This is a genomic window from Lysinibacillus parviboronicapiens, from assembly GCF_003049575.1.
In the GTDB taxonomy this organism is placed as follows: domain Bacteria; phylum Bacillota; class Bacilli; order Bacillales_A; family Planococcaceae; genus Lysinibacillus; species Lysinibacillus parviboronicapiens.
This window is the reverse complement of sequence record NZ_PYWI01000015.1, coordinates 66,497-78,939: the sequence shown is the minus strand read 5'-3', so window position 1 is coordinate 78,939 and position 12,443 is coordinate 66,497. Positions and strand designations below refer to the sequence as shown.

Below are 12,443 nucleotides of genomic sequence, written 5' to 3'. Positions count from 1 at the left end.
TAGCTTCACCGAGTCATGTACTCGGTGTTATTTTTTATGCTTGGCAGTTTTCAACGATTGTTGAAACACCAAGCCCCCCTGCGATGCATAATGTTACTAAGCCATAACGCTTACCTGTTCGTTCAAGCTCATGAATAAGTTTCGTCATTAAAATAGCACCTGTTGCCCCAATGGGATGTCCCATAGCAATTGCACCGCCATTTGGATTCACTCGATTTATATCTAACCCAAGTTCATTGATTACTGCGATAGATTGTGCAGCAAAAGCTTCATTTAACTCAATGATATCTATATCTTGAATCGATAAGTTTGCCTGCTTTAATGCTTTTAATGTAGCTGGAACTGGGCCGATTCCCATAATAGATGGATCTACACCTGCGGCTGCTTGAGCAAGTATTTTAACCTTGGGCTTGTAACCTAGTTCTAGCGCTTTTTCGTTCGACATTATTAATAATGCTGCTGCACCATCATTACGCCCACTACTATTGCCTGCCGTTACTGACCCACCTTTACGAAATACAGGCTTTAGCGTACTTAACTTCTCTTGACTCGTTAAAAATGGATGCTCATCTTTTTCAAAAATTTCTACTGATTTTCGTTTTTTCACTTCATAAGGTACAATTTGTTTGTCAAAATAACCTGCTTGTATGGCCTGTGCTGTACGTTCTTGACTACGATGTGCAAATGCATCTTGCTCTTCTCGAGAAATCGAGTATTTTTCGGCTAAATTTTCTGCTGTTTCACCCATCGTTGTAATACCATAAACTTCAAACGGTTGAGAGCCTGGTTGACTTTCTGTATTCGGATCTAACATGACAGCATTACCAACACCATAACCATAGCGAGCATTTCGTAAGTAATATGGCGCTGTACTCATGGATTCTGTTCCTCCTGCAATAATAATATCGCTGTAGCCAAGAGCAATTTGCTGTGCCGCGTTATTAATGGATTGCAGGCCAGAGCCACATTGGCGATGTACAGTATAACCTGGAACGCTAATTGGTAATTCAGCACGTAAAGAGGCAAGCCGCGCAACATTGGATTGATCGGCACTCTGTTTTGCTTGTCCCAAAATCACTTCCTCAATTAGAGAGGGGTCTAGCTGTGTCCGATTTAAGAGTTCACGAATAACTATTGAACCAAGAATATCTGCTGTCTCATTGATTAATGAACCACCTAACTTACCTATAGCTGTCCGAATGCCTTCTACAATAACTACTTCTTTCATGCTACTTCCCTCCTATTTCAGTGCATTGACAAAACTTGCTTCGGTGCTTGCCTCTACTTGTTGTAATGTAACTTCAGGCATTAATTCAACCAAATGTAACTGTCCATCTACATAGTTAAAAACAGCCATTTCAGTAATAATCGTATCAACGCTACGTGTTGACGTGATTGGATAAGTGCAATTCTTTAAAATCTTACTTTTCCCATCTTTTGATGTATGTGTCATTGTGACAATCACCTTTTGTGCTCCGATTAGTAAATCCATCGCACCACCAACACCAATAATATTTTTCCCTGGTACTGCCCAGTTGGCGATGCGTGCTTGCTCATCTACCTGTAGTACGCCTAAAATGGCTACATCCACATGCCCTCCTCGAATCATGCCAAATGACTCTGCACTATTAAAAAAGGATGATCCAATCGCTTCTCCAACTGGCATTTTTCCGGCATTCACTACATTCGGATCAATATCCTCCTCATCCACACCTACCACACCGAGCATGCCATTCTCTGTATGAAAGTGAACATTGTCATTTTCTACATACTTTGCAACAAGTGTAGGAATACCAATCCCTAAATTAATAATTTGTCCATCTGCAACTTCCTTAGCAGCTCTTTTTGCTATTAGCTCCTGAATAGGATTAGCCATGTTCCACGACACCTTCCTTCGTTAAAATCTTTTGCGCTACAATCATTCGATCAATGAATAAATGCGGGGTAATGATTTCATCACTGCTTAGTTCGCCCGCTTCTACAATTTCATCTACCTCAACAACGACTGTCTTTGCCGCAGTTGCCATAATCGGATTAAAATTCCGTGCGGTTTTGTAATATACTAAATTCCCAAGCCTGTCTGCCTTATGTGCACGAATAATTGCAACATCCGCCTTTAACGCTTCCTCAAATACATATTCTTCACCATTGATTACTTTGGTTTCTTTGCCTTTCGCCAGATCCGTTCCAACTGACGTCTTTGTATAATAACCACCAATTCCTGCACCACCAGCTCGAATCGACTCCGCTAATGTACCTTGGGGTAATAAATCAATTTCTAGTTCTCCACGTTGAAATGCTTCACCAACATCTCGATTCCCAGTGAAGTAAGAGCCAATTGCCTTTTTTACTTTCTTTTGCTCCAGCAGTTTACCAAGGCCCTTTCCTTTTTCCCCTAAATTATTACTAATAATTGTTAAATCGTTTACATCTAACTCCACTAAGGCATCGATTAAAGTGAGCGGACCACCTACTAAACCAAATCCACCAACCATAATCGTTTGGCCGCTTTCTACACAAGATAAAGCCTGTTCTACGGATTCATAAATTTTCATTGTATTCACTCCATTACTTTTGGATAAGCGCATCACTAATTTCAAACCACGAAGGAATGCCAGCTGTTAATAGGCAAATATAGCCAAGCTCTGCCAATTCTGCTTCCTCTACACCTATTTCACGTGATTGTCGCGCCCAATAATCTGTTTCCGCATTTTTCAATACGGTTGTGTAAATTCCTGTCATTAAGATATATTTCATCTGTGTTGATACAACATTGCCATTAAGTAATGCATCCTTTAAAGCGTTTTCATCTCCCGCAACAAAGAAACTCAATAATTGCTCAAAATACGTCTTACTTTTATCTTTCGAAGCAAACGTACTGTAGTAGCGCACAATATCACTTGCTGAGGCTTCATGCGAAATTTTGTCTGCATTCTTGTTCGTTAGCTCTAAAGCATAGTCAAATGACTGCAAGCCGATTTGTAATGCTTTTTCCCCACCATAGTTATAAGCTACAAGTAAGTACTCGATTAATTCTTCGAGTGTGGCGCCACCATCAATGGCACCTTTCGTGTGATACACCATACTACGAGCATAATGTCTTGCAGCGTTCATCCCGACTAACAAAATGTCCTTTTCCTTCACAGATAGAACACCCTGCGCCATTGCTGCTCCACGAAGTGCTGTATAATGGTCTAACATCGCTGGATTATAATCGTGCATTTTTTGTACCCATCCAGGTACAACATCATAAACTTTTTTGAAATACTCTAATCCTGTTGTCATCTATTAACTCCCCTTTTTGGAAATTTTGAATAAAAAAAGGCCACACTTCCCCAAAAGTACGGTATTTGCCGTACGTTCAGAGAAATGTAGCCAACAGTCAAGCAGGGAAAGTAGAAAAAGGTCTTTTTTCTAAAGCTGCTCGATAGGCATTAATAATTGTTATTTAATTATTCGCATAAAATTTAAAAAACTGCAACTCTTTTTTTATAAACTCTCTAAAAAACGCAGTATTACTGGGTTAACATCTTTTCTCTCTTCAAAAACCAATGTGTAATGATTACTATTAGATGTGAATTTCCAAATGTTTTTTGCATATTTGAGCGTTTCTGCATAAGATTCAGCCAAAAATAATGCAGGCATTGCTCCAATACTACCCGTCGAATGAATTAAAAGTATGGGGCATGCCACATTTTCAAAAACTTTTACAGGGTTGTAATCATAAAAACTTTGGAAATCTAAACGAATTTTATCTTCGTTAGACTTATTCTCCCAATGTCCATCTTTTTCTGCAATCTCATAATGGCCAACACTCGCTAAATGATCTGTCCATTCCACACCTAGGCGACCATAAATTGCTTTTATTTCCTCAACATATGCGTCTGCTGTGTCATACGGCTTGCTAATTCGCCCCAGTGAGGGCTCAACTATTTGACGTTGATGATCTGTACAAGTAGCAGCTCCATCAAGCAAAATGACCCCTTTTACATCTTGTCGTTTACTAGCAACATTTGCCATTATAAATGCACCCATTGAATAACCCATTAATATCGGGCGTTCAATGTTTAGTGCATCAAGCAAAGCTAATATATCTTGTGTATGTAACTCAATACCTGTATCCGCAGGTGCTGGTGCACTATTACCACGTCCTTTTAAATCAATCGAAATAAAACGATACTCGCCTTTTAAAAGTTCAGCATAATAATGCATTTGCATATGGTTCCCGGTTAAACCATGTACAGCTATAATTGTACCTTTCTCACCTGGATAGTCTGCAAAGTATAATGCACTACCATTCACATCAATTGATTGGTATTCCATTTCCATCATCCTCCTCGTAAAATTCATACGGCGTTTAGAAGTCCATTTGTAAGAGTACACTCTCACTCATCACCTTGCCGAGAAAAGCCTTTCGGCATAGCAAAACATTCACCGAATGAAGATAAAGATATTTTTACATTGTTTTTTCGAAAAAGTCAAAAAATTTTTCTCAAAGTAATTTATGATTTACGTGTTTCTTTAAAAGGTATTTATATACTTTAATCGACCATTATATTATTTTGATATAGTTAAAGATATGTATTAATTACTATTTATGCATTTAATAACCTACTAAAAAATCGCCACCTCGCTAATTTCCAACCTTTAAAAATGAAATGGTCTCTTCTATATTTTACATAGAAATAATTTATTGACTTCTATTAGTAAGAAGAAAAGTCCACCATAAATTTACTTTTAAAGGATAAAATATACGGTGCGATTACTTTTTGTTACACTATTTGAAAAAGAAAAAAGGAGTCTCAATGAATAGAAAAAATAGCAAAGTATTTATTTTACACGAAATTTATGGCGTAAATAATTTTATTCGACAACAGGCCCTTGCATTTATGGATAAGCATACGGAAGTTGAATGTATCCATCTTTACTCAGATAAGAAAAGTTTCTCATACGCCCAAGAAAAAGAAGCTTATCTGTATTTCACAAATGAAATTGGCTTCGACGCTCCTTTAGAGATACTTGTCAAAAAACTAAGAGTTGCCCTCCAACAATATGAAAAAGTTATTGTAATCGGTTTTAGTGTAGGCGCAACAATTGCTTGGCGACTTTCTACACTGCCGTTGTATCGCGTTGTATGTATTTACGGCTCCCGTATTCGGCAATTTCTTGACCTACAACCAAAGTGTCCGACACTGATTCTTTTACCTAGTCAGGAAGAAAGTTTCAATATTCAAGACTTGAGACATGCACTGAACCACAAACAATTTGTACAAACTATTCAATTTCCAGGTAAACATGGATTTATGGATCGTCATAACACATCATTTCATCACGAAAGTGCTATGCAGGCACAGACGTATATAAAAAATTTTTTTTAAATCTATTATCTGGTGGAGGCTATCGCTTTGAATCAACAACTACTTTTAGAAATCGACCCTTATACTGAATCAGGAAATGTCATTTATCCAAGCTTTCAACTTCCTTTGCATGCCGGAGCTATTATAGGCATCTATACAGATGTGACGAAAATTAATACGTTAATGCAATGGTTTTCAAGACAACAAAAGACATATACGCATGTACGTGAGAACGCATTATACGAACGACTTACTGTTGGTGAGTATATACATTTTTCTATCAAGCTATTTACTGCACCTCAGTACAATAAAGAAGATATATTAAAGCTGTTTTCATTATCTGAACAAAAAAATAATAAGATTCATACGCTCCAACATGGCGAAAAACAACGTTTAAAATTGCTGTATACATATCTAAGTTCAGCACCCACTCAAATTATTGAGGAGCCCTTTCAAAACTTAGATGAATATTCAAAGCAAAATGTTCTTAAGCTTTTGATAGCCCTTCAAAAGCAAGAAAAAACCATTGTTTTACTTTCAAACAATTTGGAAGAGCTTATTATTTCGAGTACCGAAATATATAGGTTAGATGCATTTGGTTTACATGCACTTGATGTAAAGGAAGATGAAATTGAAAAAGTTCCTACACATATCGAAAGTGCACCTATAAGACTTGATAAAATCCCTACTAAAAAAAATGACAAAATCATTTTATTTAATCCGCCAGAAATAGACTACATTGAGAGTGTGGAAGGTGTTGTTTGTGTTTATGTTGCGAATGAAGCCTATCCATGTACATTATCTCTTAATGATCTAGAACAAAAATTGACACCATTCGGCTTTTTTAGAAGTCATCGTTCTTATATCGTTAACCTACAAAAAGTACGTGAGATAATCACTTGGACCCGTAATAGCTACAGCCTTGCTTTAAATAGTAACGAAAAAACGGTTGTACCTCTGTCGAAAAATAAACTAGCAGACTTAAAAGAAATACTCGGAATATAGGAGATTTCCCAGGAAATAAACGACTCCTGTCACATTGCTATTTCTCCACTGAAGGGCATTTTTCTGCCTTTCACCTGTGATTGAATGTCTTATTTAACTGTATCCTTTAAAGTGAAGACATCAACAACACATAGGAGGTTTGAACATGGGGACAGTAATTGATGTTCAGCATTTGAAAAAAACATTTAATAAAGAAGTAGCCTTACAGGATGTTTCATTCTCAATTCAAAAAGGAGAAATTTTTGGGTTCCTTGGTCCAAGTGGTTCGGGAAAAACAACCACCATTAAAATTTTGACAGCACAAACTGAAAGTAGTGCAGGAAATGTTTTTTTATTTGGTCGCCCTGCTAATGCAATGAAACAAAGTCATAACAGAAAACGATTTGGTATTTTAACAGATAACAGCGGGCTTTATACGAGACTTTCAATTGAAGAAAACTTATTACTATATAGTAATTTATATCAACTCCCTCGTTCGGCTGTAAAAGAAGCATTAGATTTTGTCAATTTGTATTCTGAACGAAAAAAGAAAATCAGTCAGCTATCTAAAGGAATGATCCAGCGTGTTACGCTTGCCCGTGCGATTATGCATAAACCAGAGTTATTATTTTTAGATGAACCAACTTCAGCACTAGATCCTGTGAATACTCAACATATTTATAATGGTTTACGAAAATTAAACGCAATGGGTACTACAATCTTTTTAACAACTCATGATATGGGTGAGGCTGAGATACTTTGTGATCGTGTAGCCTTTTTACATCAAGGAAAAATTCGTGCTATTGGTTCACCAAAACAATTAAAAAAAGAATTTGGGGATGATTCTATTACAGTAGAATTACAAAATGGTGAGCGTACGACGATCCAAAATGGCGCACAAGATGCACAGAAATTATATTCTTGGATGAAATCGGAAGAAGTTGTGCGCATTTATACAAACGAGCCAACATTAGGTGATATTTTTATGCAGATAACAGGGAGTGATTTAGTATGAATATTTCAATGACACGTATTCAAGCGATTTTTATGAAGGATTACAAGGAATTTTCGCGTAATTATGCAGTATCGACAATGGTATTATTACCACTTATTCTCGCCTTTGTTTACAATAAAAGCGGAGTAAATAGTATAAATTCTTATTTTTTACCAATAAATTCAGCGTTTGCTGTTGTGACTGCTTATGTACAATGTTGCTTAATTGCTGAAGAGAAAGAGAAAAATACGCTAAGAAGTTTAATGCTCTCTCCTGCCTCACTTGCAGATATTTTAATAGGAAAAAGCTTATTTGTCTTTATCATTTCACTTTTTGTCGTAGCATTGACTATTTTCCTTCTTGGTTATAATCCTGCTAACATTGGCATTTTAACAATTGCTCTAGTACTTTCTACAGTTTTTTATATAGCTTTAGGAACATTATGTGGATTATTTGCAAAAACAATTATGGAAGCATCCATTATCGTGTTACCTGTTATGTTTATTTTCTCATTCGGACCGCTTGCTTTATCGTTATCTGCTGCCTATCCAATCTTAGAAGTTGCCGAGTGGCTACCAAGTTCTCAACTGGTCATTCTAGCAGAAGCATTGGAAAGTAACTTTGCAACAATGGATGTCCTAATTCCAATGGCTACAATCGTAATATGGTCACTTTTAACTTGGGTTCTCACTGGATTTATCTATAAAAAAAGAATGGTCGATTAATGACCATTCTTTTTCTACGATAATAGGAATTGTTGTTCAAGTTGCTCTATTTCTTTTAGCGTATCTGCGTACCAAATACCAACGAATCTTGATTCAACTAGCTTGGCAAAAAAATCGCCATCATAATAAGATAACGGAAACAAAATACCCTGTTTGACTAAGTTCTCTATTTTTTGAAAGAATGCTTCATTTTCTTTAACATCTTTTGCAGCATAAGAAGTGAATTTATTGACCGGCTTACCAAGAGCCTCATGGAACATCAGCATGGAAGTAGAGCCATTTTGCCGAAAATTCAAATCAATGGCTTGCACATCCCCAGCCTCTGTTACAATCAAATCAAAGCCCGCTACACCAACAAAGCCCTCTGCAACACCCTGTTCCATAATATGACAGCCTACTTCAATCACTTTTTCTGGTACTTCATCCACAATGACATTTCCTTCATAAATGCCATTATCATCTGTCATTTGTTGAGAAGCTCCTAAATATTGAATACCGAGCGCCTCTGAATAGGCAAACTGACAGCTATAATTATCCTTTGCCTGTAATAGCTCTTCAATAATAATACTGTCTGTACCTGTCATACGAAATTGCCGTAACCCCTCTGTTAGTTCTTCTTTATTTTGACAAATTATTACCCCATATCCACCGGAAGTCGGAGAATCATCTCCAGGTTTAAGCACGACAGGAGGCTGCCAATTTTTTATAGCATCTGAAAGTTTGTAAAGTTCTACATTTAAACGACTCGGCACAAATTTGCTATCAATTAAATGGTCAATGTATGCCTTTGTATTTAACTCATTAAACTTTTCAGCATCCATCCAATAACAATCGCGGGTCATATGCTCAGTTTCATGCAAATATTGACAGACAATTGTCTTCCCTTCATCACACCAAGATTGGATTTGGGCTAAGTATTCTTCTTGTGTTTCATAAGTATAAGGTTGCTCCACCCAAGGTAGACCTGCCAAATCATGCAGTTTTTGTGCTTTTTCACTCTGTGTTGCTCGATGGACTAATACTGGAATATCGGCAATGGCCACTTCCCTTGAGGTCAATGCATCTAGTTTATGGGGATCATCCATCATCCACGGATTATCACTATACGGTGTACGTGGTGTATAAACAGCATCATCACCATAAATTTGTCGTAATGTTAATTTTGGTTTCATGTAGATTACCTCTCTTTCAAGCTTTTAAATAGTTTTCAAATAATCTACCCCTAAATTTTAATACTCACACTTTAATTGACAAAAAATAGTTTTATTTTTTAGTTTTTCACCATCTACAATTATTTTTCAGCTAATATTTTTTTATTAAATTTTCCAATTGCCTCTTCACGACAGGCCATTGTTCTAATATGATGCTATACATCACTGTATGACGAGGTGTACCATCTTTGCGTATCATATGATTGCGCAAGACCCCCTCTTTTATTGCTCCAATACGTTCTATCGCCTTTTGAGAGCGTATATTTTCTTGATCTGTCTTTATTTGTACACGCTGTAACCCAAGCACTTCAAAGCAATATTGTAATAATAAATACTTGCAGTTTGTATTGATAGCTGTGCGCCAAAATGCGGGTGTAATCCATGTATGTCCAATCTCGAGTCGTTTGTGATTGTCGTCAATATCCATAAAACGCGTTGAACCTATAATTTCCCCCGAGATTTTATCCACAATAGCATATGGGAATTCTTTTTGCTGCGACTTTGCAAATAAAGCTTTGTTCACAAAGTTATGCACATCACTTTCCTGTTCAATGTTTGTGGATAAATATGGCCAAATCTCTGGATAACTACCAGCAGCTAACATCTCTGAAACATCTTCTTTTGTTATTGGCCTTAATAATACAATGTCATTTTCTAATGCTGTAAAGTGCAATTTTCACCACTCCTTTTTCATCTATTTAACTTCAATTTTGATATGATGAATATAACCAATTTCATAAATCAACACCATACCAGGAGGTTATTAAAATGGAACTTTCTATACTATTCTCTGGAAACTCCCCAAAATATGTGCAAATTTACGAGGAGATTAAACAAGCAATACTCATGAAAAAACTATCCGCTCATGAACAGTTACCTTCCAAACGCATGCTTGCCAACACGCTTAATGTCAGTGTTCATACTATTAAAGAAGCCTATGAGCAGTTACTTGCAGAAGGGTATATTTATAGTAAAGAGCGTTCAGGCTACTTTATTGCTTCCTTTCAATTTGAGTGGCTACAACTACCGCAAAAAGATAAGCAAGCTCCCATTCAGCCCTTAACGAATACGATTAAATTTGATTTTCACAACGGACATGTAGACAAAGATGCCTTTCCATTTTCAACATGGCATAAGTTGATGAAAAAACACTTCAATGCACATAATTTATCAACCAGTCCCTGGCAAGGTGAAGCTACTTTACGTCAGGAAATTGCTCACTATGTTGAACGTTCAAGAGGCGTTATGTGTGATGCATCACAAGTGTTTGTCTACAGTGGTACACAAACACAGCTACAAGCGCTTTGTCACTTTTTTGGTCAACTAACACAAGTTGGATTAGAGGAACCTGGGTTTAAAAGGGTACATGCTACTTTGCTTCAATGTGGTCTACCGATTCATGCTATTCCTGTTGATAACTCAGGTATTACGGTACCGCAAACAGAAGTCCACATGTTATACACAACACCGGCACACCAATTTCCACTCGGTATGGTGATGTCAATGGAAAGACGTGCTCAGCTCTTACAATGGGCGACATCGAATGAGGCATTTATAATAGAAGATGATTATGATTCAGAATTTCGCTATAAAGGTCTACCAATCCCCTCACTTGCGAAACTGGATCAGCTACAGCGAGTCATTTATTTTGGCACATTCTCAAAAATTCTTATTTCTTCATTGCGCATTAGTTATATGATTTTACCGCAATCACTTGTCGAAGCATTCACTGTCTTCAATCAAGAGCAAAAATCTACTGTCTCTAAGGTGGATCAGCTCATACTTGCTGATTTCATCGAACAAGGATTATTTGAAAAACACCTTGCTAAAATGCGCACCATTTATCGCAAAAAGCAGCTAGCTTTACTAGCTGCCATTAGCACGCATTTCTCCGACGACTTTCCAGTAATCGGAGAAAAATCAGGTCTACACATTATTTTAAAGTTACCGCAATGGCTATCTGAAGATGAAGGGCTTCGACGTGCACAGGTAGCTGGCATTAACGTATATCCCTGTTCTACCTCCTTTTTACACCCTTCTAAAAATAACATGATTATTATTGGTTATGGCGGTTTAAGCATAGCGCAAATTGAAGAAGGAATTGCTTTACTGGCTACAGTATGGCAATAATTTATGTCCGTAAAATTACGTAATTTAATGTAAACCCCACAAACAATGTTGAGAAAACGAAACCTTTTGAATTATTTATCGTATTCTATTTAAAGTGAGCTTCATTTAATGGGGAATGTAGGATAAATGCACAGATAAGGGGAATCGCTGCAATGGAGAATAAAGAAGAATTAGAAATACAATTACAGACCATACAAGCATGGGAGAAGGATCAAAACGGTTTATGGTTTTGGGAGAAGCTAGGACGGATACCTTTTAAGCTATTAGATAAAATGACACCGGCTTTCATTCAAAATAAAATAGCTGTATTGGTTGATGAATTAGGAAGCTATATTCAATCAGGTGGAAAATATTTAATCAATGAACAAGCCATGCTTAAGCGCATACGCAATGCCTCATCTTATAAAAATATTATTACCATTTCTGATGTTGGTAACATCCCCTTGGAAGATATGATTATTCTGAGTGACAAGCTTCAAAGCGAGCGCGCCAAGCTTGCAACAATACAAGGTGCCTCTACCGGCATCGGTGGCATCTTTACGATGGCAATCGATATTCCCATGATTTTAGGCATGTCGTTAAAAACACTGCAAGAGATTGCCATTATTCATGGATATGATCCAAACGATAAATTGGAGCGCATTTTCATTGTCAAATGTCTACAATTCTCTTCTGCCGATATTGTTGGAAAAGAAGCGATATTAGAAGAGCTCTCTACTATGCACAAAGATAAAAATGTATCTGAAAATATGATTTCACAGCTCCAAGGTTGGCAGGAAGTATTTTTTACGTATCGTGACCAAATGGGTTGGAAAAAGTTATTTCAAATGATTCCCATTGCGGGCATACTCTTCGGCGCAATTGCTAATAAAGGAATGATCCAAGATGTTGCTGAGGCAGGTACTATGCTATATCGAAAAAGACGAATCTATGAAAAATTAAATGAACTAGATAATCTTTAAAACAATTTGACAAGTAATCTTTGCATAAGTTATCCAACACGAAAAATAGATAGCCATAAACAGGAAAAAGTATAAGACCG

General features: G+C 36.9%; 13 protein-coding genes. 6 read left to right on the top strand and 7 right to left on the bottom strand.

Translation table 11 applies throughout. From position 1 onward, the window contains the following. Window positions 1–34 precede the first annotated feature (34 nt). The 5 genes from C9J35_RS13920 to C9J35_RS13900 all read right to left on the bottom strand — a co-directional run bounded on the left by C9J35_RS13920 (window position 35) and on the right by C9J35_RS13900 (window position 4,323). Window positions 35–1,228 carry a thiolase family protein gene (locus tag C9J35_RS13920; protein ID WP_107924989.1) on the bottom strand — a complete coding sequence of 398 codons (1,194 nt, stop codon included), beginning with the start codon at window positions 1,226–1,228 and terminating at the stop codon, window positions 35–37. A gap of 12 nt (window positions 1,229–1,240) precedes the next feature. Beyond that, window positions 1,241–1,876: a 3-oxoacid CoA-transferase subunit B gene (locus C9J35_RS13915; protein WP_107924988.1), complete on the bottom strand. Its 636-nt coding sequence runs from the start codon at window positions 1,874–1,876 to the stop codon at window positions 1,241–1,243. Continuing rightward, window positions 1,869–2,555, bottom strand: coding sequence for a CoA transferase subunit A (locus C9J35_RS13910; RefSeq protein WP_107924987.1), 687 nt, complete (start codon window positions 2,553–2,555; stop codon window positions 1,869–1,871). The genes C9J35_RS13915 and C9J35_RS13910 overlap by 8 nt, the downstream gene beginning before the upstream one ends. Window positions 2,556–2,568: 13 nt before the next feature. Beyond that, the gene (locus C9J35_RS13905) at window positions 2,569–3,285 is read right to left on the bottom strand and encodes a carboxymuconolactone decarboxylase family protein (protein ID WP_107924985.1); all 717 of its coding nucleotides are present in this window, start codon (window positions 3,283–3,285) and stop codon (window positions 2,569–2,571) included. A gap of 204 nt (window positions 3,286–3,489) precedes the next feature. Continuing rightward, window positions 3,490–4,323 carry an alpha/beta fold hydrolase gene (locus C9J35_RS13900; RefSeq protein WP_107924983.1) on the bottom strand — a complete coding sequence of 278 codons (834 nt, stop codon included), beginning with the start codon at window positions 4,321–4,323 and terminating at the stop codon, window positions 3,490–3,492. 482 nt (window positions 4,324–4,805) lie between these two features. Between C9J35_RS13900 and C9J35_RS13895 the strand changes: the two genes are divergently transcribed. From C9J35_RS13895 to C9J35_RS13880, 4 genes are all read left to right on the top strand, one after another. After that, window positions 4,806–5,378 carry a dienelactone hydrolase family protein gene (locus C9J35_RS13895; protein ID WP_107924982.1) on the top strand — a complete coding sequence of 191 codons (573 nt, stop codon included), beginning with the start codon at window positions 4,806–4,808 and terminating at the stop codon, window positions 5,376–5,378. A gap of 27 nt (window positions 5,379–5,405) precedes the next feature. Beyond that, window positions 5,406–6,362, top strand: coding sequence for a LytTR family transcriptional regulator DNA-binding domain-containing protein (locus C9J35_RS13890; protein WP_107924981.1), 957 nt, complete (start codon window positions 5,406–5,408; stop codon window positions 6,360–6,362). Between the two features lie 145 nt (window positions 6,363–6,507). Then, a complete protein-coding gene (locus C9J35_RS13885; RefSeq protein WP_107924979.1) occupies window positions 6,508–7,356 on the top strand; it encodes an ABC transporter ATP-binding protein in 849 nt (282 codons plus the stop codon). Beyond that, on the top strand, window positions 7,353–8,060 hold the full coding sequence (locus C9J35_RS13880) for an ABC transporter permease (RefSeq protein WP_107924978.1): 708 nt from the start codon (window positions 7,353–7,355) through the stop codon (window positions 8,058–8,060). The genes C9J35_RS13885 and C9J35_RS13880 overlap by 4 nt, the downstream gene beginning before the upstream one ends. Before the next feature lie 14 nt (window positions 8,061–8,074). On the opposite strand, the gene ldmS is transcribed toward C9J35_RS13880, so the two are convergent. Next, window positions 8,075–9,232, bottom strand: coding sequence for an L-aspartate--L-methionine ligase LdmS (gene ldmS / locus C9J35_RS13875; protein ID WP_107924977.1), 1,158 nt, complete (start codon window positions 9,230–9,232; stop codon window positions 8,075–8,077). Between the two features lie 130 nt (window positions 9,233–9,362). Next, complete coding sequence (locus C9J35_RS13870) at window positions 9,363–9,944, bottom strand: GNAT family N-acetyltransferase (RefSeq protein ID WP_054767933.1); 582 nt, start codon at window positions 9,942–9,944, stop codon at window positions 9,363–9,365. A 95-nt stretch (window positions 9,945–10,039) separates the two neighbouring features. Between C9J35_RS13870 and pdxR the strand changes: the two genes are divergently transcribed. Both pdxR and C9J35_RS13860 read left to right on the top strand, forming a co-directional pair. After that, the gene (gene pdxR, locus C9J35_RS13865; RefSeq protein WP_107924975.1) at window positions 10,040–11,401 is read left to right on the top strand and encodes a MocR-like pyridoxine biosynthesis transcription factor PdxR; all 1,362 of its coding nucleotides are present in this window, start codon (window positions 10,040–10,042) and stop codon (window positions 11,399–11,401) included. A gap of 152 nt (window positions 11,402–11,553) precedes the next feature. Then, on the top strand, window positions 11,554–12,363 hold the full coding sequence (locus C9J35_RS13860) for an EcsC family protein (RefSeq protein ID WP_107924973.1): 810 nt from the start codon (window positions 11,554–11,556) through the stop codon (window positions 12,361–12,363). Window positions 12,364–12,443 lie beyond the last annotated feature (80 nt).